General features: G+C 71.7%; 22 protein-coding genes. 7 read left to right on the forward strand and 15 right to left on the reverse strand.

Going from position 1 to position 25,779, the window contains the following annotated elements:
- Nucleotides 1-55: 55 nt before the first annotated feature.
- Nucleotides 56-1,543 (reverse strand): PHB depolymerase family esterase, encoded by a 1,488-nt coding sequence (locus BFN33_RS25510; protein WP_069762481.1) that lies wholly within the window; start codon nucleotides 1,541-1,543, stop codon nucleotides 56-58.
- A 291-nt stretch (nucleotides 1,544-1,834) separates the two neighbouring features.
- Here BFN33_RS25510 and BFN33_RS25515 point away from each other — a divergent pair, with 291 nt between their 5' ends.
- The gene (locus BFN33_RS25515) at nucleotides 1,835-3,253 is read left to right on the forward strand and encodes a tannase/feruloyl esterase family alpha/beta hydrolase (protein WP_069762482.1); all 1,419 of its coding nucleotides are present in this window, start codon (nucleotides 1,835-1,837) and stop codon (nucleotides 3,251-3,253) included.
- A gap of 51 nt (nucleotides 3,254-3,304) precedes the next feature.
- Here BFN33_RS25515 and BFN33_RS25520 read toward each other — a convergent pair whose 3' ends face one another.
- A complete protein-coding gene (locus tag BFN33_RS25520) occupies nucleotides 3,305-4,204 on the reverse strand; it encodes a S1 family peptidase (RefSeq protein ID WP_069762483.1) in 900 nt (299 codons plus the stop codon).
- 294 nt (nucleotides 4,205-4,498) lie between these two features.
- On the opposite strand from BFN33_RS25520, the gene BFN33_RS25525 reads away from it, so the two are divergent.
- A complete protein-coding gene (locus tag BFN33_RS25525; RefSeq protein WP_069762484.1) occupies nucleotides 4,499-5,404 on the forward strand; it encodes a helix-turn-helix transcriptional regulator in 906 nt (301 codons plus the stop codon).
- 19 nt (nucleotides 5,405-5,423) lie between these two features.
- On the opposite strand, the gene BFN33_RS25530 is transcribed toward BFN33_RS25525, so the two are convergent.
- The 3 genes from BFN33_RS25530 to BFN33_RS25540 all read right to left on the reverse strand — a co-directional run bounded on the left by BFN33_RS25530 (nucleotide 5,424) and on the right by BFN33_RS25540 (nucleotide 10,704).
- Complete coding sequence (locus BFN33_RS25530; RefSeq protein ID WP_069762485.1) at nucleotides 5,424-6,248, reverse strand: SAM-dependent methyltransferase; 825 nt, start codon at nucleotides 6,246-6,248, stop codon at nucleotides 5,424-5,426.
- Between the two features lie 207 nt (nucleotides 6,249-6,455).
- A complete protein-coding gene (locus BFN33_RS25535) occupies nucleotides 6,456-9,809 on the reverse strand; it encodes a S8 family serine peptidase (RefSeq protein ID WP_069762486.1) in 3,354 nt (1,117 codons plus the stop codon).
- A gap of 31 nt (nucleotides 9,810-9,840) precedes the next feature.
- Nucleotides 9,841-10,704, reverse strand: coding sequence for a DUF3152 domain-containing protein (locus tag BFN33_RS25540; RefSeq protein WP_256122869.1), 864 nt, complete (start codon nucleotides 10,702-10,704; stop codon nucleotides 9,841-9,843).
- Nucleotides 10,705-10,802: 98 nt separating this feature from the next.
- Between BFN33_RS25540 and BFN33_RS25545 the strand changes: the two genes are divergently transcribed.
- The 3 genes from BFN33_RS25545 to BFN33_RS25555 are packed head-to-tail and all read left to right on the forward strand — an operon-like array spanning nucleotide 10,803 to nucleotide 13,491.
- Nucleotides 10,803-11,498: a response regulator transcription factor gene (locus tag BFN33_RS25545; protein ID WP_069762488.1), complete on the forward strand. Its 696-nt coding sequence runs from the start codon at nucleotides 10,803-10,805 to the stop codon at nucleotides 11,496-11,498.
- Entirely contained in the window at nucleotides 11,495-12,955 is a 1,461-nt protein-coding gene (locus BFN33_RS25550) for a HAMP domain-containing sensor histidine kinase (RefSeq protein WP_256122870.1), read from the forward strand. Before BFN33_RS25545 ends, BFN33_RS25550 begins: the two co-directional genes overlap by 4 nt.
- Nucleotides 12,952-13,491, forward strand: a complete 540-nt coding sequence (locus BFN33_RS25555) for a hypothetical protein (protein WP_069762490.1) — start codon at nucleotides 12,952-12,954, stop codon at nucleotides 13,489-13,491. The genes BFN33_RS25550 and BFN33_RS25555 overlap by 4 nt, the downstream gene beginning before the upstream one ends.
- Here BFN33_RS25555 and BFN33_RS25560 read toward each other — a convergent pair.
- The 4 genes from BFN33_RS25560 to BFN33_RS25575 form a co-directional block, all read right to left on the reverse strand.
- Nucleotides 13,457-13,855: a helix-turn-helix transcriptional regulator gene (locus tag BFN33_RS25560; protein ID WP_069762491.1), complete on the reverse strand. Its 399-nt coding sequence runs from the start codon at nucleotides 13,853-13,855 to the stop codon at nucleotides 13,457-13,459. The genes BFN33_RS25555 and BFN33_RS25560 overlap by 35 nt on opposite strands.
- 155 nt (nucleotides 13,856-14,010) lie before the next feature.
- Entirely contained in the window at nucleotides 14,011-14,385 is a 375-nt protein-coding gene (locus BFN33_RS25565; protein WP_057609821.1) for a hypothetical protein, read from the reverse strand.
- Between the two features lie 606 nt (nucleotides 14,386-14,991).
- On the reverse strand, nucleotides 14,992-15,279 hold the full coding sequence (locus tag BFN33_RS25570) for a hypothetical protein (protein WP_069762492.1): 288 nt from the start codon (nucleotides 15,277-15,279) through the stop codon (nucleotides 14,992-14,994).
- Nucleotides 15,276-16,097 carry a phytanoyl-CoA dioxygenase family protein gene (locus BFN33_RS25575; RefSeq protein WP_176742467.1) on the reverse strand — a complete coding sequence of 274 codons (822 nt, stop codon included), beginning with the start codon at nucleotides 16,095-16,097 and terminating at the stop codon, nucleotides 15,276-15,278. Before BFN33_RS25575 ends, BFN33_RS25570 begins: the two co-directional genes overlap by 4 nt.
- 70 nt (nucleotides 16,098-16,167) lie before the next feature.
- Between BFN33_RS25575 and BFN33_RS25580 the strand changes: the two genes are divergently transcribed.
- Nucleotides 16,168-16,995 (forward strand): AraC family transcriptional regulator, encoded by an 828-nt coding sequence (locus BFN33_RS25580; RefSeq protein ID WP_069762493.1) that lies wholly within the window; start codon nucleotides 16,168-16,170, stop codon nucleotides 16,993-16,995.
- On the opposite strand, the gene BFN33_RS25585 is transcribed toward BFN33_RS25580, so the two are convergent.
- The 4 genes from BFN33_RS25585 to BFN33_RS54550 form a co-directional block, all read right to left on the reverse strand.
- The gene (locus BFN33_RS25585) at nucleotides 16,979-17,881 is read right to left on the reverse strand and encodes an amidohydrolase family protein (RefSeq protein ID WP_069762494.1); all 903 of its coding nucleotides are present in this window, start codon (nucleotides 17,879-17,881) and stop codon (nucleotides 16,979-16,981) included. The two genes, BFN33_RS25580 and BFN33_RS25585, sit on opposite strands and share 17 nt — an antisense overlap.
- A gap of 128 nt (nucleotides 17,882-18,009) precedes the next feature.
- Complete coding sequence (locus tag BFN33_RS25590; RefSeq protein ID WP_069762495.1) at nucleotides 18,010-19,278, reverse strand: VWA-like domain-containing protein; 1,269 nt, start codon at nucleotides 19,276-19,278, stop codon at nucleotides 18,010-18,012.
- Entirely contained in the window at nucleotides 19,275-20,495 is a 1,221-nt protein-coding gene (locus BFN33_RS25595; protein WP_069762496.1) for a MoxR family ATPase, read from the reverse strand. Before BFN33_RS25595 ends, BFN33_RS25590 begins: the two co-directional genes overlap by 4 nt.
- 62 nt (nucleotides 20,496-20,557) lie before the next feature.
- The gene (locus BFN33_RS54550; RefSeq protein ID WP_256122871.1) at nucleotides 20,558-22,402 is read right to left on the reverse strand and encodes a hypothetical protein; all 1,845 of its coding nucleotides are present in this window, start codon (nucleotides 22,400-22,402) and stop codon (nucleotides 20,558-20,560) included.
- A gap of 121 nt (nucleotides 22,403-22,523) precedes the next feature.
- Between BFN33_RS54550 and BFN33_RS25610 the strand changes: the two genes are divergently transcribed.
- A complete protein-coding gene (locus BFN33_RS25610; protein WP_069762497.1) occupies nucleotides 22,524-23,681 on the forward strand; it encodes a cytochrome P450 in 1,158 nt (385 codons plus the stop codon).
- 19 nt (nucleotides 23,682-23,700) lie between these two features.
- Here the strand turns inward: BFN33_RS25610 and BFN33_RS25615 are convergent, their stop codons facing one another.
- Both BFN33_RS25615 and BFN33_RS25620 read right to left on the reverse strand, forming a co-directional pair.
- Nucleotides 23,701-24,474, reverse strand: a complete 774-nt coding sequence (locus tag BFN33_RS25615; RefSeq protein WP_069762498.1) for a hypothetical protein — start codon at nucleotides 24,472-24,474, stop codon at nucleotides 23,701-23,703.
- Nucleotides 24,471-25,730: a glycosyltransferase family 4 protein gene (locus tag BFN33_RS25620; protein WP_069762499.1), complete on the reverse strand. Its 1,260-nt coding sequence runs from the start codon at nucleotides 25,728-25,730 to the stop codon at nucleotides 24,471-24,473. Before BFN33_RS25620 ends, BFN33_RS25615 begins: the two co-directional genes overlap by 4 nt.
- Nucleotides 25,731-25,779: the final 49 nt, after the last annotated feature.

Genomic DNA, 25,779 nt, shown 5'->3' on the forward strand with positions numbered 1-25,779 from the left:
AGTGATTTAGAGGGTGAATAGCTCCTGATACACCCGATGTATCGAGGATCCGGGATCAGGCCGGGCAACCGGAGTCCGCGACGAGGTAGTAGCCGGGCGCGGTCTGCTCGAGGGTGTGCGCGGTGAACGTGTTCCACAGCCCCATGGGCTCGTCGGAGCCGTTGGCGTAGGTCTGACCGCCACTCTGATGGGCCCGGCCGGCGACCGTGTGGTCGTAGTTGCTCGCGGTATGACACGTGGGTGTGAACCCGGTGGTGGATGCGGTCACCGTGGCGGAGGCCGCGCCCGCCGCGCCTGCCGCGTCCACGGCCGCCACGGTGTAGCCGTATGTCGTGCCTGCGGTCAGGCCGGTGTCGGTGTAGGCGGTCGACCCGGTGGTGCCCACCTTCGTGCCGTCTCGGCGGACGGTGTACGAGACCGCATCGGGCACCGCGTTCCAGCTCAGGGCCGTGGTGGTGTCGGTGGTCCCGGTGACCGTCAGTCCCGTGGGCGCGGGCAGGGCACCGGTGCCCTGGTCGTGGCCGTCGAGGCCCCAGAAGCGGACGGTGTGGTAGCTGGAGCAGATGGCGTCGAGGTAGTACGTGCCGGTGGCGCCGCACTGCTCGGTGCCGTTGCCGGGGTCGACCGCGAGCCCGTGCGCCATGCCGGCGACCGAGTAGACCTCGACCGCGGGCCGGCCGGTGGCGTCGTCGTAGGCGGTCATCGTGGTGCCCCCGCTCAGGCTTTCCGTGCGCGAAGGCGTCTGGCCGATGCCCCACACGTCGGTCCACTGGTCGCGCAACTCGGTGGCGTTGGCGGGCCGGACGGTGGTGTCGGCGGAGCCCTGCCAGATCGCGACGCGTGGCCAGGACGTGGTGCCGGCGGGAGCGGCGGAGCGTACCAGGTCGCCCCATTGGGCGGGGGTCCTGTCCGGAGGGCTGTACATGCAGGTGTACGCCGCGGACACGGTGGTCGCGCAGTACGCGGGCAGACCGGAGTCGATGGCTCCGCCCGCGAAGACGTCGGGGTACGCCGCCAGCAGGTTCGCGGTCATGCCGCCGCCGGCGGACAGGCCGGTGACGTAGACCTGCCGGCTGTCGCTGCCGTACTGCGAGACGGCCTTGTCGACCATCTGCCTGATCGACAGTGCCTCGCCCCGCCCGCGTGAACTGTCCTCCGGCTCGAACCAGTTGAAGCAGGAGTTGGCGTTGTTGGCGCTGCTCGTCTGGGGGAGGACCAGCGCGAAGCCGTAGCGGTCGGCGAACTCCGGCCAGCCGGAGTGGGCGTAGTAGTCGCTCGCGCTCTGTGTGCATCCGTGCAGGGCGATCACGAGCGGGGCGCCGGACGGCAGGGTGTCCGGTGCGTAGGCGTACATGGACAGGTTGCCGGGGTTGGTGCCGAAGCCGGTGATCTGCGTCAGGCCCGCGGCGGACGCCTGCGGGCTCATGGCGACCAGGCCTGCTGTGAGGGCCAGAGTGCCCGCGGCTGCGGCGACCCGGCGGCGGATGCCTCTGACGAGGCTGCGGCTCTTCGTGAAGCGGAACGGAGGATGCGACGGTCCCATGACGAAATGCCTCCTGATGTCGGGCGGGGCCCGATGGTCGGTGTGCCGTGCATCATCGGGGCGCGCCCTCCGGCCCTGGCATGGGCTGAGCAGCCAGAACCGAGGCAGGTGCTGTGTGAGGGCCGCCCATAGTCGCTCTCGCGCTCGGCCGGGCAGGACCCCGCCTCCCGGTCCGGAGTGGTGTCCCGCACCATTGCCGGAAGGCTGACGGTGGTTGGCCGACCTATGTCTGAGGCGGGTGGGGCGCCCTAGTCTCCCGCGCATCCCTGCAGCGTCCTCGGAGGCACACTGATGCGTCTGTCCCTCAGCTCTCCGTCAGGCTCCTGGCAACACCGCGTTCCCACGGCCCTCGCCGTGGCTGCTCTCGTGCTCACTCCCACGTCCGCCACCGCCGCATCGGGAGATCCGGGCGGGCACTGCGCGCACCGTACGCAGTTGCGCGTACCGGGTGCCGAGCGTCAACAGGCGGCGTGTCTGGCCGAGTTGACCACGGCGGGCACAGTCGCATCGGGGCACACCGACCCGGCCGACTGGGCCGGGCTGACACCGAAGGACCTGACCGTCCCCAGCGGAGTCCCCGGCATCCAGATCGACGGCTACTTCCCCGACACCTCCACCACGAACACCAACCATGGCTGGAGACACGACTCCCAGTTCGTCATCCGGCTGCCCGACCGGTGGAACGGCGGCCTGGTGGTTGCCGGCACCCCCGGCAACCGTGAGCAGTACGCCAACGACCGGGCCATCGCCGACTCGGTGCTGTCCCGCGGCTATGCCTACGCCGCCACTGACAAGGGCAACACCGGTCTCGCCTTCTACCGGGACGGGAAGGCGCCGGGTGACGCCATCGCCGAGTGGAACGCCCGGCTCACCCAGCTCACCCGAGCCGCCCGGGTCACGGTCGCCCGGCGCTACCACCGTCCGCCCGCGCGCACTCTGGTGACGGGCATGTCCAACGGCGGATACCTGGTGCGCTGGCAGTTGGAGAACCGTCCCGAGCTCTACGACGGCGGAGTCGACTGGGAAGGCACCTTGTGGCGCCCCGACGGGCCCACCCTGCTGGACTTCCTGCCCGCGGCGCTGCGCCACTACCCGGTGTACGCAGCCGGGGGCGGACGCGCCCGGGAGGCGCAGGAGGCCCTGCACGCCGCGGGGTTCCCGGCCGGGTCGGAGTTTCTCTGGCCGTATCACCACCAGGTCTACTGGGACCTGACCCAGCGGATCTACCGTGAGGAACTCGACCCCGGTTTCGACGGGGAGACAGAGGCGGGTACGCCGTACTGCGCGGCGGAGACACCCGCCTGCGACACCGACTACGACTACACGACGCGTCCCGACGAGGTGCGGCGGGCCGTGGCGAGGATCGCCCTGACCGGTCGGATCGGCAAGCCGCTGATCACCCTGCACGGCACCCTGGACGTCCTGCTGCCCATCAGTCAGGACTCGGATGTCTACGCCCGTATGGTGCGCCACGCCGGACGAGACGGTCTGTACCGCTACTACCGCATCGAGGGCGGCACCCACACCGATTCCCTGGCCGACGTGTTCCCGGACCGGCTGCGTCCCCTCGCGCCCTGCTACCGCACGGCGTTCACGGCCCTCGAACGCTGGCTCGGCACCGGCAGGCGGCCGCCCGTCTCCCGGACCGTGGGCCGGCCCACCGGTGCGGAATCCGCGACCCTGGTGAACAACTGCCCCCTGGGGGCTTGAGGGTATGGCGGCCGTCTCTCACCTGCCGATTCTCCGGTGTCCAACACCTCGTCAGTACACGGACAGCCCGTACGCGTTCAGCACCTCCTGGATCGGCTGGTAATAGGTGGTCCCTCCCGTGGCACAGTTCCCGGAGCCGCCGGAGAGGATGCCGACGACCTTGTCGCCTGCGTAGAGCGGGCCGCCGCTGTCGCCGGGCTCGGCGCAGATGTTGGTCTGGATCAACCCCGTGACGACGGTTCCGTCCCCGTAGTTGACGGTGGCGTTCAGCGCGGTGACCCTGCCGCAGTGGACGCCGGTGCTCGCTCCCCGGCGGCAGACGCTCTGGCCGACGTAGGCGGTCGCGGTCCCGGTGACGTCGACGGTTCCGATGGTGCCGGGGTGCGGTACTGCCGGGTTGGAGTACCGGACGACACCGAAGTCGTCGCCGGGGAAACTGGTGCCGGCGGTGGGGCCGATTGTCGTGGTCATGGCGGAGCTGGTGTACCAGGTGGGCATGCCGTCGGTGCAGTGACCGGCCGTGACGAGGTAGTACGTGGAGCCGCTGTGCACGTTGACCCCCGCCGAGCAGCGCCGGCCGGACGTGTGGATGCCGTCGCCGCCGGACAGGAGGGTGCGGAGCCGACCGTCGAGCCTTTCGAGGGTCGCGGCACCCGCGAAACGCCCGGTGGCCCGGCGGATTCTGGTCAGGTCCGTGTCGGCGACCGTGGAGTCGGCGCGTACCCGCAGCTTCCCGGTGCGCTCGTCGACGGCCCAGGTCGTTCCGGCGATTCCCAGGGACTCGACGGCCGAGACCGCGCCGGACACCGAGGCGGCGGCTGGTGTGGCGTCGGCCTCGGGCGCCGCGGCCGCGCCGGTGCCGGACATCGCGAGAGCGGTCACCACGAGCAGGCTCACCACCGAGGCGATCAGCCGTGGACGTCTGGCGCCGGTACGGCGTGCTCTGATCACTGAAGCCTCCCGAGTGCGGTAGGACCGGTGAGGGGGACACGTGAGGGCGCAAGGCCGCGGCCGACGCTTCAGTGTGCCCGGTCGCGCCCGGCGCGGGTAGACGGCCTTCGGCCGACGAACAGGCCGTCGACTCGGGACAGTTGCTGCTCTCGCATTGCTCGGCATGCGTGGTTCGCGTCGCCGCCGCCCGGACCTTCCGGGTACCGATCCGAGCCGGGCCGTCAGCCCCTACGATGGCAACTCGCAGTGCCTGTACGTGTGCACAGTCGAGTTTCACCGCAGGGAGAAATGCCCATGGGTGCCCATAAGTCCGCAGGAACACCGATCGACAGCGGGATCCTGGGCGGGCGGTCGGCCGGGCCCATGGTGCCGCGGCTGCTGTTGGGCGCGCGGCTGCGCAGGCTGCGGGAGGAGCGGGGGGTCTCGCGTGAGGACGCGGGGCATGCCATCCGCGGCTCACGGTCGAAGATCAGTCGTATGGAGGCCGGCCGTCACGGCTTCAAGCTGCGGGACGTGGAGGATCTGCTCACTCTCTACGGCGTCACGGGCGAGGCCGAACGCGCCACCCTGCTGACCCTGGTCGAGGAGTCCAACACCCCTGCCTGGTGGCAGTACTTCAACGACGTGGTGCCCGCCTGGACGCAGACCTACCTCGCGGCTGAACAGACGGCGAGTCTCGTCCGCTGCTTCGAGGTCCAGCGTGTTCCGGTCCTGCTGCAGACCCCCGACTACGCCCGTGCCTCCCTCCGGCTCGCCCACCCGGACGCGTCCCCGCAGGAGATCGAACGACGTGTCGCGTTACGGATCTCACGGCAGCGGATCCTGCACAGGCAGCCGGCGACCAGGCTCTGGGCCGTGCTCGACGAGGCGGCGCTGCGGCGGCCCGTGGGCGGCGGCTCCACGATGCGCGGCCAGCTCAGGCATCTCATCGAGATCTGCCGGCTCCCGCAGGTCTCCCTCCAGATCCTGCCGTTCCTCTCCGGCGGCCACTCGGCGGAGGGCGGCCCGTTCACCATCGTGCGGCTGCCCGGCAGCGAGTTGCCCGACGTCGTCTACCTCGAACAACTCGCCACCGGCCTCTATCCCGACCGTCCCGCCGAGATCGAGTGCTACTGGGACGCCATGAACCGCCTGGCCGTCGAGGCCGAGTCACCGGACGAAACGCCCACGATCCTGCACCGCATCCTCCAGGAGACCTGACCACACGGCGGGAGCGGACTCAGCTCTTGCGAGCGACACCGCCGTACTGGTGGACCTCCGCGGGAAGGCCCAGCGCCTCGGTGTCGGGGCGCCAGCGCGAGCACGACGCCACGCCCGGTTCGAGCAGCTCCAGTCCGTCGAAGTAGCGCGCGAGCTGCTCGGGGCTGCGGAGGATGTAGGGGATCGAACCGCCCTCGTTGTACTGCTGGATGGCCTGGACGTAGGCCTCGCTGGTGGCGGTGCTGTCGTACTGCACGAGGAAGCTGCCGGAGGGCAGCCCGGCCACCAGTTCCCGCACGATCGAGCACGCCTCGTCGTGGTCCTCGATGTGGCCGAGGATGCCCATCAGCATGAGGGCGACGGGCTTGTCGAAGTCCAGCGTCTTCGCGGCCTCCCGCAGGATCGTGGCGGGGTCGCGCAGATCGGCGTCGACGTAGTTGGTGACCCCGTCCGGGGTGCTGGTGAGCAGTGCGCGGGCGTGGGCCAGCACCAGCGGGTCGTTGTCGACGTAGACGATCCGGGACTCCGGGGCCACCCGCTGGGCGATCTGGTGGGTGTTGTCGACGTTCGGCAGCCCGGTGCCTATGTCCAGGAACTGCCGGACACCCTCCTCACCGGCCAGATGACGGACGGCGCGGGCGAGGAAGTACCGCGCCGCGCGGGCGCCGGTCTCGATGCCGGGGAAGATCTCACGGAACGCGTCACCGGCCACCCGGTCGACCTCGTAGTTGTCCTTCCCTCCCAGCCAGTAGTTCCAGATCCGAGCCGACTGCGGCACAGAGGTGTCGATCTTGGGCAAGGCCTCCTGTTCGGACTGCTCGGAGTTCTCTGCCTGATCAGCCATGGACGCTCCTGCGTGTGCTGCGACGGGGAAACCCGCCGAACGGTCGAACACCGGTCGTGGACGTCCACGTTAATCCCCGAGGCTCGCCTCATGTGAATCATCGGCCCCAACAGGCCTGTATATGCCGCCTGTTGGAACCCGGACGCAGAGGTTTACCCACCTGCCCGGGACAGCGTCGAGGCCGTCCCGGGCAGCTGGGTACAGGAGTTACGGCGTGGTCAGATAGGCCCTTTCGATCGTCTGGGTCAGGGTGTTGCCGGCCCGGTCCGTCAGCTCCGCGCGCAGGGAGACGGAGCCTGCCGTCGCCGGGTGCTTCAGCGAAAGGTGCGTGCCGCCGACCGACTTGGCGGACTGCCAGGTCTTTCCGTCGTCGTAGGACACCTGGAACGCCAGCTTCGCCGGGCGCTGTCCCGCCGCCGCGCCCTCGACGGTGAAGGGCACCTCGAAGCGCTTGCCGGCCTTCGCCGTGCTGGCCAGGGTCAGGTCGGGGCTGAAGCGGACCGTGGACAGCGGCAGTGCGGTGAACTCGCTGTCCGGGGTCTTCGCCGAGCGGAAGGTCCACTCCGCGCGGACGTGGGTGCTGACCGGGTACACGGCAGGGTCACGGGAGTTGTCGACGGTCAGCCTGTACGCGGTGTCCTCTGCCGGAACCGTGTACTCGGTGAGCCCGTCGGTCGGCGGGATGCCGTAGTCGTCGGCTATCTCCTTGCCGTCCGCCTCCAGCCTGGTCGTCACCGCGGTCGTGTTGCTGATGCCCCAGTGTCCGGCGCCGTCGCCGAACAGCGGGAGGTACGCCCTGACGGTGTTCCCCATGCGGGCGACACCGGGGAAGCCCCCGGCGGGTCCGAGCTGTCCGGTGCCGGCCAGTGCCGGGCCGAAGACGCCGACGTTGAAGCGCTGCTGGTAGCTGTGACCTGCCTTCCAGGTCTGCGGCATCTGCATGAGGAAGTTCTCGAAGACCGAGTCCCGGCCCTCGCCCGAGAGCTGCCAGGTGCGCATGGACCACTTCACACCGTTGTCGAGGATGTACTCGGTGCTCTTGAACGGCAGGTCGCCCCGCATGTCGGTGAAGCCGAACACCAGGTCGCCGTCGGGCAGGTGCGGGCTCACCTCGGCCTGGACGCGCCGTCCGTCGACGGCCTCGCCCACCTGGAGGTCGACCTTCGCCAGCCGCTTCCGCTCGACCTTGGCGGTGAAGCCGTCCAGGTTGCCCTTCCGGTGCCAGGCCGCGTGGTAGTTGACGCGACTGCCGTCCGCGCCCTGTGCGGACCAGCCGCCGGAGTACAGGGAGTTGAGCCCGTCCACGGGCTCCCCGCCGCCGAGCCGCCCGAACCGCGAACCCTTGAAGCTCGGCATCAGGTACTCGAGTGAACCGTCCCGCTTGCCCTCGCCGCGCCCGAAGCCGATCAGGACGGTGGCGTCGGTGTTCTCGGCCGCCGGGTCCGGCACGGTGATGTCCACCGGCTTCGCCTGCCGGGCGTCCACGGTGACGGTCTTGTCGCCGTCGAGCCGGAACCTCGGCTCCACCAGCACGGCGTGGGTGGGCGACGAGATCTCCGGGTGGACGACCCCGCTGAGGATGTAGTCGCCCTTGGGCAGCCGTACCGTCACCTCGCCGTCCTGCTCGTCGGCGTATTCGGCGTAGAAGTCGCCGTCGAAGTCGGCGACCGAGGTGGCGGCGTCCCCGGTCGGCGCGCCGTTCTCGTCGAGGTGCTTCAGCGTCAGGCTGTACGACTCCACCTCACGCGCCACACCGACGGCCGACCGCACCTGGGCCTTGCCGTCGGCCGAAGTGGCCTGCACCGAACCGCCGAAGCTGCCGTCGGAGCTTCCCGCGCGGGTGTCCGCCGTGACCTCGGCGCTCGCGGTGCCGCCCGCCGGGACGGTGATCCGCTGCGGGGACACGCTGAACATGCCCTCGGCGGCGGGCTTTCCGTCCACCGCGAAGGCGTCGACGGACAGGTCGAGGGTGACCGGCTCGGTGCCGAGGTTGCGGTAGGTGAGCTGCTTGGTGGACGGCTTGTCGTCGTCGTGCGGCCACTGCTGCTCGCCGAAGTCGAGCGGCCCCTGCTCGGTGACGACGTTCTGGCCCAGCGCCCGGACCAGGTCGGTACGGCCGGTGCCTTGCTGGAAGGAGCTGTAGGCGCCCGGCTTCGCGGAGCCGGTGAGGACCGCCTTGAGACGCTCGCCGCTCCAGTCGGGATGCTGCTGGGCGAGGAGGGCGGCGGCGCCCGCGACATGCGGGGTCGCCATGGACGTACCGTCGAGGGTGGCGTAGCCGGGGACGCCGGAGGGGTACTCCTTCTCGACGATGCTGCCGGCCGCCGCCGCTGCCGTGATCTCGACGCCGGGCGCGGTCAGGTCCGGCTTGACGCCGCTGTCCCCGACCCGCGGGCCGCGACTGGAGAAGTCGGCGAGTGCGTCGGACTTGTCGACCGCGCCCACGGTGAGCGCGGCGTCCGCGCTGCCGGGCGAGCCGACCGTGCCCTCGCCGAACTCGCCCTCGTTCCCGGCCGCCACGACGAAGAGCGTGTCGGATTCGGCGGAGAGCCGGTTCACGGCCTCCTCCATCGGGTCGGTGCCCGGCAGGTCGGTGCCGCCGAGGCTGAGGTTGACGACGTCCGCCTTCTGGGCCACCGCCCACTCCATGCCGGCGATGATCCCGGAGTCCGAGCCGAAGCCGGTGTCGTCCAGGACCTTGCCGTTGAGGATCTTCGCGCCCGGCGCGACCCCCTTGTACTTGCCCCCGGACTTGGCGCCGGTGCCGGCCACGGTGGACGCGACGTGCGTACCGTGTCCGAACTTGTCGCCGGTGCCGTCGGAGCCCGAGAAGTCCTTCTCCTCGACCACCTGGTCCGCCAGATCGGGGTGGGAGGTGTCGACGCCGGTGTCCAGGACGGCGACCTTCACCCCGGTGCCGTCGTATCCGGCGGCCCACGCGGCAGGTGCGCCGATCTGCGGGACGCTTCTGTCGAGCGAGGCCTTGCGCCGGCCGTCCAGCCAGACCTTCTCGACGGCCCCGGACTCCTCCGTGGTGACGGTGTCCCAGAAGTCGGTGGTCCGCTTCTTGGCGGAGCGCATCAACTTGCCGTTGACCACGGGCAGCGTGCGGCCCATTCGGGCCCCGGCCTCGGTGAACGGGCTCATCGAGGGCGTCTTCTTGCCCTTGAACGTGACGATCAGCGGTACGTCGGACCGGCCCGCGTCGTCGTAGCCGTCCTTGAGCAGCTGGGTCACGTCGAACAGCCTCGCGTCCAACTTCCCTTGCGCGAGGAGCAGTTCGGCATCTCCGGGCACGACCCGGGTGTGTCCGGCGACCTCCCGGACCGAGAACGGCACGTTCTTCCGGCCCGGTGCCCGCTCCACTCCGGAGACCTGGCCCTTGCCGTCGACCAGGACCCGGTCGCCGGTGACCAGCGTGACCGTCCGTACCGCGGCGGCCGTACGACCGCTCCCGGCGTCGACGGCGCCCGCGCCGGCCGGCAGCCCGGCGAGGACCAGCGTCACCGAAGCCACTCCCGCGGCCATGGCCGCATGTCTGTGGCGTACGCGTAACTCCATCTGAACTCCTGACAGTTGGGGGATCGATGCGTCACGGGGCGGAGGGGCCCGTGAGGAGACGGCCGTCGTTGTCGTACGGCCAGACATTGGGGACGCAGCCCAGCAGGCCCTTGATCTGCTGCATCATCGCGGGGGCCGGCTGCCCCTCGCCGGGGCAGGTGACATGGCCGTGGCCGAGGAAGTGGCCCACCTCGTGGTTGATGATCAGCGAGCGGTACCCGACGACGTCCTTCGGGTAGAACTCGGTGGCCAGCACCCAGCGTCTGAGGTTGACCATCACGTTGTGGTTCACGCTGCAGTTGACCTTGCCACCGGTGTCGAGACCGCCCTCGGCGCAGATCTTGTCGACGGTCGCCGGGGTGGCGAGGCGGACCCGGAAGTCGGTGGGGCCGCTGGACACCCGCTGGAACGCCGAGTGGCCGTCGGCCGTCCAGCCGCGCGGGTCGGCCAGGGTCCGCTCCACCTGTGCGGCGACGTCCTCGGGGGAGATCGTGATGCCCCTCTCCACCTCGACCCGGTAGCGCAGGGGCGTGCCCTTGCCGACCCGCCCGCTCCCGCCGGGCGCGGTGACGAAGGTCCCCGGACCGCTCCGGGGGAGGGGAGTCGTGGAGGGGCTGGGAGGCGCGCTGGACTCTTCCGATGCCGAGCCCGAGCCTGAATCCGGTCCCGGTCCCGGTCCCGGTGACTTGGTCGTCCTTTGAGGCGCCGGACTCTCAACGGGTGCGAGCGCCGCGGACGTTCGGCCCGCGTCGGACGGCAGCCACGCCACCACCGCGCCACCGACGGCCGCGAAGGCCGCCAACGCGGCCAGTCCGCCCACCAGTTGGCTCTTCACACTCCGCTCGGAGCGCTTCCGGCGACGACCGCCGGCGAGGTTTCGTTTGTGCGCTGTCACGATGGTTCACGATGTGATCGCCATGTGATCGGACCTGGCCCGGAAGATAACGAACCGATAACCCTCCTCGTGGTCATGGTCGTGTGGATACTGTGCGCATGTCACGTGTACTGCTGATCGAAGACGACCCCGCCGTGCGGGAGGGCGTGGCCCTGGCCCTGCGCCGCCAGAACCATGACGTCACCGCCACCGCGACCGGCGAGGAGGGGATGGACCGGCTGCGGGCCTTCCGGCCGGACATCGTCGTCCTCGATCTGATGCTGCCCGGCATGACCGGCCTGGACGTGTGCCGGGGCATACGGGCCGTCGACCAGACCCTGCCGATCATCATGGCGACCGCGCGGGGTGAAGAAGTGGACATCGTCGTCGGCCTGGAGGCGGGCGCCGACGACTACGTCGTCAAGCCCGTCCTGGCCCGGGTACTCGACGCGCGCATACGCGCCGTCCTGCGCCGGGCGGCCGGAAGCGCACCCGGTGCCGAGGGCCTGCCGAAGATCGACACCTACGGCGACCTGGCCGTCGACCGGGCCGGCCTGACCGTCGCGCTGAACGGCGAGCCGATCGCCCTCGCCCCCTCCGAACTGCGGCTCCTGCTCACCCTCTCCGCCTCGCCGGGCCAGGTGTTCAGCCGCCAGCAACTCCTGGAGGCGGTCTGGGAGCACGACTACCACGGCGACGCCCGCCTGGTGGACGCCTGCGTCAAACGACTGCGCACCAAGATGTCCGAGCCGCCCCGCGCACCCCGCTACATCCACACCGTGCGCGGTTTCGGCTACCGCTTCGCGGCGCCGTGAGGAAGCGCCGGCTGCGGGGCCTGCGGGCCCGCCTGGTGGTGGCGTTCGGGCTCGTCGCCGCCGTCGCGGCCATCTCGACAGGGGCGCTGACCTTCCGCGAGGCGCGCACCGGGGTACTCCAGCAGAGCCAGGACGCCACCATCAGACAGCTGAGGGCCCAGCTCAACCAGCACGCCAGTGAACTCGACGTGCCACCCGGGGAGTCGGCGCTGGGGAAGTTCGCGCAGGAGGTGGCGGCCACCGAGTCGCAGGGGAGCTGGCGGGTGCTGGTGACCTACGGAGACCTCAGCGGCTCCTCCGCCCCGGGAGACCCCTTCACCGAGGTGACCCCCGCGCTGCGGGAGGCCGTCGGCGCCAGCCGGGCCACCGTCTTCCAACGGGTGCGTGGCGACGGACGCACCTCCCTGGTCGTCGGCATGTCGATTCTCTTCGGCGGCCGGGACACCGCCGACACGGCCACCGGGGTCCGGGTGTTCCTCGTCGTTCCGCAGACCACGGAACAGGCCTACGTCGACGCCCTGGTCACCGCTGTCGAACGAGCCATGGTGGTGGCCCTCGCGCTCGCTGTCGTGCTCGCGCTCCTCGCCGCCCGCGGGGTGCTGGTGCCGGTGCGCAAGCTGCGGCTCGCCACCCGCAGGATCGCCGAAGGGCGCCTGGACACCCGGCTCGCGGTCAACGGCTCCGACGAACTCGCCGATCTGTCCCACACGTTCAACGAGACGGCGGCCGCACTGGAGACCTCGGTGGCCGAACTGCGTGAGATGGAGGCGCGGGCCCGCCGCTTCGCGGCCGACGTCTCGCACGAACTGCGCACCCCGCTCGCCGCCATGTCCGCCGTCACCGACGTCCTCGACGAGGACGCCGCCCGGCTGGACCCGGACACGGCCACCGCGGTCCGGCTCATCAGCGAGGAGACCGTGAAACTCGCCCGTCTCGTCGACGACTTGATGGAGATCTCCCGGTTCGACGCGGGCGCGGCGGTGCTGCACCTGGACGAGATCGACCTCGCCGAGTCGATCCGGCGCACCCTCGCCGCCCGCGGCTGGACGGACACGGTGGCCACCGATCTGCCGCCGCCGCACGCGGTACGCGGACGCGTCGACCCGCGCCGCCTCGACGTGGTCGTCGCCAACCTGGTCGGCAACGCGCTCAAGCACGGCGCCCGCCCGGTACAGGTGCGTCTGAGCGCCGGCGACGCCGGGGCCGTCATCGAGGTGCGGGACAGCGGCCCCGGCATCCCCCACGACGTCCTGCCCCATGTCTTCGAGCGGTTCTACAAGTCGGACACCGCCCGGATCCGCTCCGAGGGCAGCGGCCTCGGTCTGTCCATCGCCGCCGAGAACGTCCGCATCCACGGCGGCACCGTCCGCGCGGCCAACCACCCGGCGGGCGGCGCCGTCTTCACCGTAGAACTTCCGCTGTGGCGGGACGAGTCGCCCGAGGAGAACGTGTCATGAAGGCCCTGCGAAGCGTTCCGCTGCTGACGCTCCTCGCGGTCACCTCCTGCGGGATCCCCGCGACGGGAGTGGTGGAGGCCGGCGGTCCCGCGAGCGGGACGCTGCCGGTGACGCCGGTCTACTTCGTCGAGAACGGCGCACTCGTCGCGATGCCCCGCACGACCGAGCAGCCCGGTGACCCCGAGGCGGCGCTACGGCTGCTGATGGCCGGTCCGCTGTCCGGGGAGAGGCGATCGGGGAAGGTCTCCACCGAGATACCGGGCACGCCCACCGCCATGGCGGTCCCGCCCGCCACCGACGAGCCCGGGGACCCCCCCTCGCCGGACGCCCCGAAGGTGACGGTGAAGGGGGACACGATGACGATCCGACTCCCCGCAGGCATGGTCAGGTTGAGCGGCACGGGGGTACGGCAGGTCGTCTGCACGGCCGCCGCCGCGTACCGCCTCACGCGTCCGTCCGACGCCACGGTCACCGCCGAAGTGAGCGGCGGCGGATGGCAGGTCAGGGTGTCGGACGAGGGCTGCCCCGATCGGTGAGGAGGCTTCCCGCGGCGGGAACTTCGGCCGCGGTGGTGTCGGCCTGCTGAAGTTGGCTCAGGAGCTGGTTCTGGCCCGCCAGGAGCTCGGTGAGGATGCGGCGGGCGGCGCGCAGCAATTCGGCGACGTCGCCTCCGGCCAGGGCGTAACTCACCGTGGAACCTTCGCGGATGGAGACGACGATGCCCGAGCGCCGCAGCACGGCCAGCTGCTGGGAGAGGCTGGAGGGCTCTATGTCGATGTCGGCGAGCAGGTCGCGGACCGGCACGGGCCCGTGCTGCAGCAGCTCCAGGACGCGGATGCGCACGGGGTGGCCGAGCATGCGGAAGAAGTCCGCCTTGGCCTGATAGAGGGGGACGTGCATGGGCGGCGCTCGCTCCCTGCCGGACGGTACGGGGTCGTCGGTGCCGATACTGCTGGGCGGGGACGCCGGGCGGCCACGGGTTGGACTCATGTGGATGTGGTGACTTGAAGAAGTCTTCACATCGTGGGCGCACGGCGTCCCGGCCGAAAACCGCTCTAGATCTCCAACTGCTCCTCCACGCGCTTGAGTTGGTGCCGGGCCATCGCCAGGTTCGAGCGGGCCTTGTCGAGGACCAGATAGAGGAACAGTCCGTTGCCGTTGCGGCCGGTGACCAGGCGGATGAGGTGGTACTGGTTCTCGAGCGTGATCAGGATGTCCTCGATGTTGCTCTTGAGCCCCAGCTGCTCCATGGTCCGGACCTTGGCCCGGATGACGTCGGTGTTGCCGGCCGCCGCGACCGTCGGGTCCAGGTCCTTGCCGCCGCCCAGGGTGCCCAGCGCCATTCCGCTGGTGTAGTCGACGACCGCGGCCGCCACCGCCCCTTCGGTCCCGGCCATCATCTCCTTCAGCGACACTTCCACACTCGCCACAATGCCTCCCCTTGTGCCTGTGGATCGCGGCGGGCCCGTGCTCGGGCCCGTCCGCCGGATGCCGGGACCGTATGCGCGGAGCGGGGGCCGGGCGCCTGGATCTTCGGGACTGCCTCCCGTTGACCGAACGCCATACCGACAGGACCGCAAGCGGGGCTGCAACTGGCCTTCCGGTGGCCGAAGATGACGCCTGCGGCGGACTCCGCGCTGCCTGGACCGACTGGGCTGAAATGCACAGCCGAGTGCCGCGCACCAGTGACGAGCCGCCCCCGATCGCCCCGCGCAGACGGCGGGACGGTGGGGACGGAGGCGAGGCCGGTACCGAGGAGGCCGCACGCAGGTCCGCGTCCAGGACCGCGACGGCCGCCCGGTGTCCCGTCCAGGAACCGGCGGGCCGTCCACCGTTCGTCCAGCACCTGCCCCGTCCCCGTCGCCCGGGCCGCCTCCGACAGCTCCCGCCACGTCTCCGGGGGGAGGAAGGGGGCGGAGCGCGGGGACAGACGGGGGTGGGTCATCTGGTCCGATTCCTCGAGAGGCAGAAGTCAGATTCGTCATACTTACGGTGCATTCGACCATAATTAACTTTTGACGGCTGTGAGCTGGGTCTCATCCGCCGTTCACGAGCTTCTCGAAGAAGAACTCGTGCTTGAGGAACGACGTCTCGTGCTCGGTCCCCGGATACGGCGGGACGAGCTGCGCGGCCTGGAAGAGCCGCCAGCCGTCCTGCAGAGCGGCGACGCCCGTCTCGTACGGCGGCTCGTCGCTGTCCCCGGTCGTGGGGCGGGTGGTGCCCGTGCCGTCGTAGCGGGCCCAGCCGACGACCCGCGAGTCGAGCGCGGAGGTGTCCAGGTACAGCACGAGAACCTGCTGGCGCAGGGTGTTCGAGAGGGTCACGCCTTGCTCCTCTGTGCGGCGGGCCGGTTGGTGATGCGGGTGGCCCAGTACTCGATGTCGAATGCGGGATCGCCGGACAGGACACGCCACAACCTGACCCGGTTGAGGATCTCCAGTCGGCCGGTGGCCTGCTCGTACCAGGGGAAACCGCGCCCCAGCTCCTCCCGGACGGCGGGCGCCTCCAGGTCCGCCGTGTCCCACAGCCGCACCTGGGGCACGGTCGGGTTGAAGCGGATCTTGTACATGTGGCGGACGATGTCGCTGTCGTTTCGCCGTCCGCCGTGCCAGATCCCGTGGTGCAGCAGCACGACAGTGCCGGCCGGGCAGGTCAGCCGGGTCTGGCCGCGCAGGTTCTGGTAGCGGCCGGTGTCGGTCTCGTTGGTGCGGCGCAGATGGCTGCCGGGGACGATGAGCGTGCCGCCCATCTCCGAGGTGACCTCCTGCGGGTAGTACATGAGCTGGACGTCGAAGGCGTCGGGGCGCAGATCGATGACGGCGTCGGCGTGCAGCGGCTGGGCGCTGCCCTCGCGCGGCTCACGGATGTGCACGAAGTGGTGGTCGACGGTCGGATCCGGACCCACCAGGCTCTCCAACGCCCCCGCGACGGCGGGCAGTTCGACGAGCCGGCGGGCGAAGGAGCCGTCGGGGAACGCCTTCGGCACCGGAGTGCCGTACGGCACGGAGGGCAGCCCGGCGGCGAAGACACCGAGCGCCTCCTCGTTCATCTCCCGGGGCACGATGCCGTCCAGGCGCAGAAAACCGTGGGCCACGAACCGCGCCACCTGGGCGGAGCTCAGCAGCTGTCGTGTGGTTGGCATACGGCAACCGTAGGAACAGCCACCGGCGAAGTAATGGGCTGTAATCGACGACCACTGGTAATTTTCCACCATGACCCAGCACGTCGACCTCACCCTCGACCGGCCGCCCCACGTGGAGAACGCGGGCGTCGGCGTGCACGGCTCCGCGGGCCCGCACGACGTGTTCCGGCTCCCCCGGCTGTGGCAGCTCCATCTCTACGGCTACTCGGGCACCCTCGAGCTGGGCGGCTCCCGGCACCCGATCCGCCCGGGGCACGTGAGCCTCGTCCCGCCCGACACCGAGGTGCACTTCCACTACGACGCCACGCGCTGCGAGCACCTGTACGCCCACTTCCGCCTGCCGGGCGACGGGGAGCGGCGCCGGGTCCCGGTGATGCAGGACACCGGTGCGGACGCGGCGATGCTGACCGGGCTGCTGCGGCAGACGGTCGCCGCGAGCGCGCAGTCCTCGGCCCGGGCCTCCGCCGAACTGTGGACGGTGCTGTGGCGCACCACCGGCCTGACCGCCGCCGACGAGAACCGTCCCGGCTCCCGGCACCCGGCCCTGCGGACAGCCGTCGCCCACATCGAGGAGCATCTGGCCGGGCCGCTGAGCGTCCCCGCCATCGCCCGCGCCGCCGGTGTCTCGCCCACCCATCTGACCCGGCTGTTCCGCGAGGACACCGGACACACGGTCGTCGCCTACATCCGGCGCCGCCGCACGGAACGCGCCCGGCACCTGCTCATCGCGTCCACGCTGGCCATCCCGGCGATCGCGGCGACCGTCGGCATCCCCGACCTGCAGGCCTTCAACAAGGCCTGCCGCAAGGAGCTGGGCGCGTCGCCGCGGGCCGTACGGGAGGGGTACGGACCAGAACGCGGCCCGGGCCGAGGACGCGCTGTCACTCCTTCCCGGTGAGCAGCCTCCGCGGGTTGGCGATACGGAAGGCATACGCCGCCGCTCCGCCGAGGCCGTGGCCCGGGTGCTGCGGCGGCTCGGCGTACGGCCGGTCCGAACCCTGGACCACGGCGTCCACGCCCAGCGCACGCACGACGGACTCGACGGCACGCGGCCCGTACGAGGACGTCTCGACGAAGACCAACGGGTCGGGCGATGATGCTCCGCCGCCCCCGCGCGCGGCGAACCGCTCCCCGTGCAGCGGGGCGAGCCCGGCCAGCAGTGCGAAGCAGACCCGCAGTCGCGGATGACGGGGGCGGCCGTAGGCGCGGAAGGCGAACCAGGCGGCGTGCATCTGCTGGACGTAGGGGACCATCGCGGGCCACCACCCGGGCCCCTCGGAGCCGCCGGCCGCGGGCCCCGGGTGCACGAACAGCGGGAGGTCACGCTCTTCGAGCAGGTCGAGCAGGGGAGCGCACCGGGCGTAACCGGCGGCGTCCGCAAGGGCGTCGGCGGGCAGTTGGAGGCCGACGAAACCCTGGTCGAGGTGGTCCGCCGTCACCTTGGCGTCGATGTCCCGCACACAGGCGGCGGCCCACGCCCCGAACGGCGCGGGGAGCGCGGCCGCGCCCTCGTGATAGGCGTCCAGCAGCGGCCGTGCCTCGGCCGCGGGCAGCCACTCCACGCCGATCGGCGCCGAAAGGGAGACCAGCGCCAGGCCGAGGCCGTCGGTGGCGGCGAGTTCCGCGCGGCCTGCCGCGTCGTGGTCGGCGGGCGGAAGGGCGTAGGGCGGCTCGCCGTCCAGATACAGCGTCCAGCCGTCCAGATACGGCGGCTCGCGGCGCGCCCTCAAGGCCGCTACCAGCGACGGGCTCCACAGATGCTGGTGTACGTCGACATTGGTCATGTCGTTCCTCCCGCCCAGGCCCGCGATGTACTCCGGACTCCCCGGCTCCCATGATCTCGTGGCCGACCACCCCCGCGTCCACCCCGCGGCGACTGTGAGGTCAGCCGGCCCGCTCGGAGCCTCGTGGCTCACCCGGCTCCGGATGCCGAGCCGATCTCCACCACGCGGGCCCAGGCGGGCGGTGAGTCCGGCATGTACTCGGGGTCGTTCTCACGTCGTGCCCGGCTTCTCCCCGGCCGGGGGAACAGACCGATGACGGTACGGCACGAGGGCCGCGCGCCCGGCCAGGGCGTCTGCCCGTCGGTCAGGGCCACGAGGACATCCGGACGGGGCCGCGAGCGCAGCGCCTTCTCGAAGCCCGTGCGCAGATCCGTACCCCCGCCGCCGACCAGCGGGATGCCCTCGGCCCGGCACAGCGGACGCACCACCCCGGCCGCCGCGTCGCACGACAGCACATTGACCAGATCACGCCGGCCGCCCACGGCGTGGGAGATCGCGGCGACCTCCAGAAGCGCGCTGCCCAGCTCGCCGTCGCTGACCGACCCGGAGGTGTCGATGATCACGCAGACCCTGGGTGGCCGACGCCGCAGGCTCGGCAGCACCGCGCCGGGCACCCCCGCCGAGCGCCGCGACGGACGGCCGTAGCTGTAGTCGTCGCCCGCGCCGGAACCGGACACCGCCGAACGAAGCGCCGCGCCCAGCAGGTCCCGCCACGGCTGCGGCGGATGGAACGCCTCCTCCGCCCACCGCCGCCAGCTCTGCGGGGTGTCCCCCGGATGCGCCTTGATGCCCTGCGCCACCCGGAAGCGGACCGCGTCCCGCTCCTGCTCGCTCAGGCCGTCCGCTCCGTCGGAGCCCAGGTCCCACTCGCGTTCCAGTCCGTCGGCACCGCTGCCGCAGTCCAGCCAGGACAGGTCAAGGGTGAGTGCACCGAGGCTGATTTCCCTCAGGTACTCCTCCATCAGCTGCCCCTCGGACAGCTTCAACCGCCAGGGCCGCACGGCTCCCTCGGGCTGGACCAGTCCGTCGCCGTACACGTCGTCGTTGATCTCGCAGTCCGCGGCGATGTTCATCCGCAGCCGGTCCCCGACACCGGTCAGCCCGCGCTCACGGGCCACCCGGTCACCGCGCCCGTGGTGGTCGCGCAGCAGGTGGGACACCTCGTGCACCCACACGCCCGCCAGCTCCTCCACCGGCATGCGGTCCACGAACGCCGGTGAGACATAGCACCGCCAGTGCCGGTCGACGGCCATCGTCGGCACCTGCTTCGACTCGACGGTGTGCAGGGCGAACAGCGCGGTGGCCAGATAGGGACGGGCCCGGGCGGCGTGGAGGCGGGCGGCGAAGAGCTTGTCCCGGTCCAGGCGTCCCGCCTGTTCGGGCGCGTTCGTGCTCATCGGCGGGCCCTGGACGCGACGGCCGCCCGGTCCGCCCGCCGGGACAGCGCCACCGCCCCGGCGAGCCTCTCGATCGCCGCCGGCACGTCCCAGTCCTGCTGCCGCAGCGAGGCGAGCGTGGTCGCGGGCACGACCACCAGGTCCGGGGCCCCGGTCTCCAGCGCCCGCACCAGCACCGCCCACGCGGAATCCCAGCGGGCCCGGTCCGGACGTGCGCGTACGGCCGCCACCACACCGTCGAGCACGGCCTGCCGCAGGTCTCCCCGTTCGGGCAGGACGGTCCCCGCGGGATCGGCGAGCACGTCCTCCGGGTCCGGGAGGTCCAGCCGGTCCAGGCTCGCCAGCAGCTCCAGCCCCGGGCCGTCGCCCACCGTGCCCCGGACCAGCGAGGAGAGCACGTCCCGTGCGGAGCCGGCCGCGGTCGCGAAGGCGATCAGGGACAGGGTCATGTCCCAGCTCCGCGGCGACGGCCAGGGACCACCCCGCCCGGTGTCGTTGGTGGGCAGCCGGTGCACGAGCGTGGGCCGCGCGGCGAGCAGCCCGCACACCGCGCGGCGGGCGAAGTCCACGGCCCCCGGAAGCTTGCGCGGGTCGAGCCGCGGCAGGGTGGCCCGCGGCCAGGTCCCGCCGAGCCCGCGGACGACGACCTCGTGGTCGTGGGTCCACTGGAGATGGACGAACCGGTTGGCCAGCGGCGGGCTCAGCTCCCAGCCGTCGGCCGCCGAGGACCGGGGGTTGGCGGCGGCCACGATCCGCACACCGGGCGGCAGCCGGAGCGCGCCGATCCGCCGCTCCAGGACGAGCCGGAGCAGCGCTGCCTGGACGGCGGGCGGCGCGGTGGACAACTCGTCCAGGAACAGCAGCCCCCGGCCGGCCCGCACCAGCCGTACCGCCCAGTCCGGCGGGGCCATCGGCACGCCCTGGGTGGCCGGATCGTCCCCGATCACGGGCAGCCCCGAGAAGTCGGACGGCTCGTGCACGCTCGCGATCACCGTGGTCAGCGGCAGGTCCAGGGCGGTGGCGAGCTGGGTCAGGGCCGCGGTCTTGCCGATGCCCGGCTCACCCCACAGCAGTACGGGCAGGTCGGCGGCCACGGCCAGAGTGAGGGCCTCCAGCTGGGAGTCGGGGCGCGGTTCGGTGGTGGAGTCGCGCAGAAGGGTCAACAGGTCTGCGGCGACGTCGAGTTGGGAGGCGGAAGCAGGGGCGGTCATGGGCATGAGTGATCACCTATGGGCTAGGAGTGGGCCAGGAGGAGGGGACGGTGTCCCCGGTGGAGGATTCAGATCGCGTGACGCGGATGGGTACGCCGGATCCGGGGATCGCGACCGCTCGGACGCGGTCGGAACCAAGTGGGCCCGGGGCCCGTCAGGCCGGCCCTGAACAGGCCGTATGTGATGCGCCGTAGCGCGGCCGCCTCCAGTGCGTCCCGGAGGGGGCCGGTGCGCAGCAGCGCCTCGGGGCCGAGCAGTCCTTCCACGACGGCCAGGGCGCCGGCGGTGTCGCCGTGCACGAGCCGTTCGCGGACGCCGGCCAGGCAGTGCGGACGGCGGTGTGCCTCGTCGATGGCCTGGAGGCAGGGGAGCGGGGTGCCGGTCAGTGCGACCAGCAGCTCTTCCCGGCGGATCTCGTCCGGGTCGTGGTCCAGCGGGGCCAGCACCCCGTCGACCAGGCCGATCCGGTGTCGGGCTCCCCGGCACTCCACGAGACGCGGTCGTCCCGGCCGGTCCGGGGTGCGGGGTGGTCCGGTGGCCGTGTGGTCCGGTGTCAACGCGGCGGCGACCAGGGGGTGCAGCCGTTCCGCCTCGATCGCGCCGGCGCGCAGCAGTCGGAGGTCGGGCAGCTCCCAGGTCGCCGCGTCGGGCAGGACGGGAAGCGCGGAGACGGCACCGGCCGGGGGAGTCGGCACCGGACGCAGCAGGCCGTCGTCCGCGGCGAGCTCCAGCACCAGCCGCCGCCGCCCACCGAGCCGCACCAGCAGGAGTCCGCCGGTCCGTCCTTCAGCCGCGAGCAGTATCCGCGCCTCAGCCGCCCACCGCTCGACGGCACAACCGGCTGGCACCGTCAACTCCGTTCCATCGCAGAGAAGTTGACTGGACTGCGACCGGATCGAGGGCTCACCGACGTCCGACCCTTGGCGCAGCTCGTCGGTTCCGTTCCGGTCGGAGGTCTGACTGGTTCCGGTCTGGTTGTGACCTTCAGCGGCTTCCGACGGGTCGGGGATCTGACCGGTTCGGGCCCGGTCGCGGGTCTGGCTGGTTCCGGTCCGGTCGTCGACTTCACCGGTTCCGGTCTGGTGATGGGTCTGGCTGGTCGCGGTCTGGTCGCCTGCCTCAGCGGCTCCGGTCCGGTCGCGGGTATCACCGGCCCCGTTCCGGTCGCGGGTCTGGCTGGTCCCGGTTCGGTCGTAGCCTCCACCCGCTACGGTCCAGTCGTGCACCTCAGCGTCGCGGTCGCGGACTTCACCGCCCCGGCCCCGCTCCCGCACGTCACCGGTCCCCGGCCGTTCCCGCGCCTCACCGGCCCCGTCCCGGTCGCGGACTTCACCGCAACAGCCCCGCTCCTGACCGGCCGCAGACCACCCCCTCACCTCACCGCCCCCCGACCGCGCCCCCAACTCCCCGGCCCTGCCCGCATCCCACAGGTGCCGGTGCAGGTCCAGGCGGAAGCGTCGGTTCGGGCGTGGGTGGGGGTGGCCTGCGGCGTCGGCCGTGGACCGGGACCACAGCGCGAGGCTGATGCGCTGCCCGGCGTCGGCCCAGGCGGGTGCGGTCCGGGCCACGAGATGCACAGGGCCTTCGGGTGCGTCGTACTGGGCCAGTGTCAGGGTCACCCCGGGCCGCAGCAGCCCGTCCGGAGCGATCCTCGGCATGTGCCAGCGCAGCAGGTCGGGAGCGAGGGCGCGGAGATCGGACCGGACCCGGGCCGCCCGCTCCCGGCCGTGATCGCGCGCCACGGCACGGAGGTTGAGATCGACGTCGAAACCCGCGGCGGCACACGCCCCCGCCCAGTCCCCGGCGAGTCGACGGGCGGTCGCGGTCTCGATCATGGAGGCCGGCACGGCGAACTCGCGCACGCGCGGCCAGAAGGACGTACGGATGTCCTCGTTCGCGGTCGAGGTGAGCATCAGCACTCACCTTGCGCGGACGGGACCCCCAATCGTTCAGGAGTGTGAGTCGTCATCGCGCAGCAGCGTAGGCCGCCCCACGCCCATCTGCCACGTATTTTCCGCCGGGTTAGCCTGGAGCGTGATCGGATTCCCGCTCGGCGCCACCACCACACTGGCCGAACTCTCCAGTGATCCACATCCGCGGCTGGCCCGACTGCGTGCCGACGAACCCGTGTCCTGGCTGCCCGAACTGAACGGCTGGCTGGTGACCCGGCGCGATCTCGCGCTCGACGTGATGCGGGACGCCGAGGCCTTCACCGTGGACGACCCCCGCTTCTCGACCGCCCAGGTCGTCGGCCCGAGCATGCTCTCCCTGGACGGCGACGAACACACCCGCCACCGCGAGCCGTTCTCCGCGCCGTTCCGCCCGCGTGAAGTGCGGGACGGCTTCAGCGAGTTCATCGAGCGGGAGACGGACCGCCTCGTCACCGCACTCGAACCGGCGGGCGCCGCCGAACTGCGCCGCACCTTCGCGGGCCCCCTGGCCGTCGCCGTCGTCACCGAGGCACTCGGGCTGGTGGGCGCCGGCACGGACACGGTGCTCTCCTGGTACGACGCCATCGTGCGGACGGTCTCGGACATCACAGCGGGCCGTACGGCCGGACCCGCGGGCCCGGAGGCGTACGCGCAGCTCCGGACGGCGGTCGAGGCCACGGTCGCGGACAGGGGCACCACCTCGCTCCTGACCTCCGCCGCGGACCGGCTGGCGCTGCCGGAAGTGGCCTCCAACGCCGCGGTGCTGATGTTCGGAGGCATAGAGACCACCGAGGCGATGATCACCAACGCACTGCTGCATCTCCTCCGGCACTCGGATCAACTCGCCTTGGTGCGGGCCGACTCCGCCCTGCTGGACGGCGCGATCGAGGAGTCCCTGCGTCTCGAACCCGGCGCGGCCGTCGTCGACCGCTACGCCACCCGGGACCTCACCCTCGGCCCGGCCTCGATCCACAAGGGCGACCTCGTCACCGTCTCCCTGACGGGTGCCAACCGGGACCCCGCCGTCTTCGCCGACCCCGACCGCTTCGACGTCCGCCGCGCGAACGCCCGCCTCCAGCTGGCCTTCGCCCACGGCCCCCACTACTGCCTCGCCGCCCACCTGGCCCGCCTGGAGACCCGCATCGCCCTGCGGTACCTGCTCGACCGTCTCCCCGCCCTCCGCCTCGACCCAGCTCACCCCACCGCCCCTTCCGGCCTGGTCTTCCGCAAGCCGGCCACCCTGCACGTGCTCTGGGGATGACCTTCGGCGCGGTGACCGCTCAGCCGGCCTGCTTCACCTCCAGGGACAGGTCGTTGTCGACCGTGTAGTACGGCCGCACGACGATCCCCCCGGCCGGGGCGCCCGGGTAGACGAAGACGTTCTTGCGGTCCGCCACGTCGTCCAGCAGCCGGGCGAGCCGGATCATCGGGGCCCCGGGAGCGGGCCGTACGAACATGTCCCAGATGCCGATGTCCAGGGTCTCGTCGGCGACCGTGAACGAGAAGCTCCGGCCGTCCTCCGCGACCAGCGGCTCGAGCGTGCGTACGGTCCCTTCGCCCCGGCGCAGCCGCAGCCGCACCTCGGCACCGGCCGGCAGCGAGGCACCGTGCAGCCGGGCCGAGACCGTCAGTGCCCCGCCCGTGACGTCCACGCGGTCGACCTCCGCGTGCGCGGGCCGTAGCCAGGTCCGCACCGCGAGGAAGCCGTCCTTGGTGACGTAGGGGACCCGGACGGCCAGCGGCGCGTGCCGGTCCCGCAGGTGTCCGTCGACCAGGACCCGCAGGTCGCGCGGGCCGGGACGCAGCCGTGTGCGCTCGGACCCGTCCAGCAGATACACGTCCCACCGGCCCTCCGCGAGCACGGGATCGGCACCGAGCACGGCACGCCCGCGCCCCTCGTCGGCCGGCTTCAGATCGAGGACGTGCAGGGTCTCCTCGGGCAGCCCCTTCTTCGGACGCAGCCGCAGCAGCAACCTGTGTCCGTGGACCGACGGCAGCTCGAAGGTGATCCGGCCCTGCGCGTCGACCGCGCATCCGGCGCGTGGTGTGGTCATGATCGCCCCTTCCGTACCAGGCGCAGCGCGCCGCTCGCCGCGACCAGCGCGGTGTCCCTGGCGGCGGAGCCCCGGGCGGTCAGCGTTCCGCCCTGGCGCTGCCGCACCACCGGTCGGCCCGCCCTCCGCGCCGCCACGGCCTCCGTGATGAGCCGCTCGGCCTGCTCGACCACAGGTCCGGGAGCGAACCGCCGCGCGTTCTCCAGGGCCGCCCGGCCCATACGGCGGCGCAGCTCGTCGTCCCCGACCAGTTCCAGCAGGGCCGCGGCCACGGCATCCCGGTCCCCGACCGGCACCAACCGCCCGTCGACCCCGTCCGCGATGATCTCGGCGGGGCCGTGGGGGCAGTCGGTGCTCACCACGGGCAGCCCGCAGCGCATCGCCTCGACAATGGTCATGCCGAAGGGTTCGAAGTCGGAGGCGGCCGCCCCGATCGAGCCCTTGACCCACTCCGCCTCCATGGGGGCCGCGGCGCCCATCAGGAAGACGTTGTTCCACAGACCGAGGTCGTTGACGAGCCGCCGTAGCCGGTCGTGTTCCTCCCCTTTGCCGTAGATGCGCAGCTGCCAGTCCGGATGCCGGGCGGCGACCGCGGCGAAGGCCTCGACCAGAAGGTCGTACCGCTTCACCGGGACCAGCCGACCGGCCGCGACCACCACCTTTGCCGAACCGTCAGCCGCGGGCAGTACGGGATCCGGCACGCTGTTCGGAAGGGCCTCGACCCGGACGCCGGGCAGCCGCATCCGGCGGCGGTAGGCGCCCGCGTCCGCCTCGGTCACCGTGGTGAGCACGTCGAGCCCCCGGTAGGCCCGCCGCAGCGCGGTGCGCAGCCGGGGCGAGTGGTTGTCCAGGGTGAGGTGCTCCTGCCCGATCCGGGCGACATGGGGTGGCGCCTGACCCGCGAGATGCACGTTGAGCCCCGGCCGGGTGCCGATCACCGCGTCCGCGTCGATGGCGGCGAGGGCCTCGGATATGCGCTGGTCGGTCAGCTCGCTGTACTGCCCGTACCGGTACTCGGAGCGCGGGAACACCCGCGCCGGTCTCAGATGTAACGGGTGCTCCTTCTCCTCTCTGAGATCGACCAGCGGCCGCAGCGAAACCCTGGGATCCAGCACGAAGTTGGGCAGCTCCCGGTGCCGCAGCACGGAGACGATCTCCACCTCGTGCCGTTCGGCCAGTGCCTGGGCCAGGTTGAACGTGGTGGTGATCGTGCCTCCGATCGCGTAGGCGTTGTGGAGCAGGAAAGAGATCTTCATGTCGGGCTAGACCACCCGGCATTGCCTCCGGTTGACCCTCGTTACCCTT

Source organism: Streptomyces sp. LUP47B (assembly GCF_001746295.1).
Lineage (GTDB): Bacteria > Actinomycetota > Actinomycetes > Streptomycetales > Streptomycetaceae > Streptomyces.

Excerpts from the sequence above, each read along its gene's own strand:
- BFN33_RS25545 (WP_069762488.1), top strand. The coding sequence starts at position 10,803 with ATGTCACGTGTACTGCTGATCGAAGACGACCCCGCCGTGCGGGAGGGC.
- BFN33_RS25560 (WP_069762491.1), bottom strand. The coding sequence starts at position 13,855 with ATGCACGTCCCCCTCTATCAGGCCAAGGCGGACTTCTTCCGCATGCTC.
- BFN33_RS25555 (WP_069762490.1), top strand. The coding sequence starts at position 12,952 with ATGAAGGCCCTGCGAAGCGTTCCGCTGCTGACGCTCCTCGCGGTCACC.
- BFN33_RS25580 (WP_069762493.1), top strand. The coding sequence starts at position 16,168 with ATGACCCAGCACGTCGACCTCACCCTCGACCGGCCGCCCCACGTGGAG.
- BFN33_RS25525 (WP_069762484.1), top strand. The coding sequence starts at position 4,499 with ATGGGTGCCCATAAGTCCGCAGGAACACCGATCGACAGCGGGATCCTG.
- BFN33_RS25590 (WP_069762495.1), bottom strand. The coding sequence starts at position 19,278 with ATGAGCACGAACGCGCCCGAACAGGCGGGACGCCTGGACCGGGACAAG.
- BFN33_RS25585 (WP_069762494.1), bottom strand. The coding sequence starts at position 17,881 with ATGACCAATGTCGACGTACACCAGCATCTGTGGAGCCCGTCGCTGGTA.
- BFN33_RS54550 (WP_256122871.1), bottom strand. The coding sequence starts at position 22,402 with ATGCTCACCTCGACCGCGAACGAGGACATCCGTACGTCCTTCTGGCCG.
- BFN33_RS25575 (WP_176742467.1), bottom strand. The coding sequence starts at position 16,097 with ATGCCAACCACACGACAGCTGCTGAGCTCCGCCCAGGTGGCGCGGTTC.
- BFN33_RS25530 (WP_069762485.1), bottom strand. The coding sequence starts at position 6,248 with ATGGCTGATCAGGCAGAGAACTCCGAGCAGTCCGAACAGGAGGCCTTG.
- BFN33_RS25535 (WP_069762486.1), bottom strand. The coding sequence starts at position 9,809 with ATGGAGTTACGCGTACGCCACAGACATGCGGCCATGGCCGCGGGAGTG.
- BFN33_RS25510 (WP_069762481.1), bottom strand. The coding sequence starts at position 1,543 with ATGGGACCGTCGCATCCTCCGTTCCGCTTCACGAAGAGCCGCAGCCTC.
- BFN33_RS25620 (WP_069762499.1), bottom strand. The coding sequence starts at position 25,730 with ATGAAGATCTCTTTCCTGCTCCACAACGCCTACGCGATCGGAGGCACG.
- BFN33_RS25615 (WP_069762498.1), bottom strand. The coding sequence starts at position 24,474 with ATGACCACACCACGCGCCGGATGCGCGGTCGACGCGCAGGGCCGGATC.
- BFN33_RS25515 (WP_069762482.1), top strand. The coding sequence starts at position 1,835 with ATGCGTCTGTCCCTCAGCTCTCCGTCAGGCTCCTGGCAACACCGCGTT.
- BFN33_RS25595 (WP_069762496.1), bottom strand. The coding sequence starts at position 20,495 with ATGCCCATGACCGCCCCTGCTTCCGCCTCCCAACTCGACGTCGCCGCA.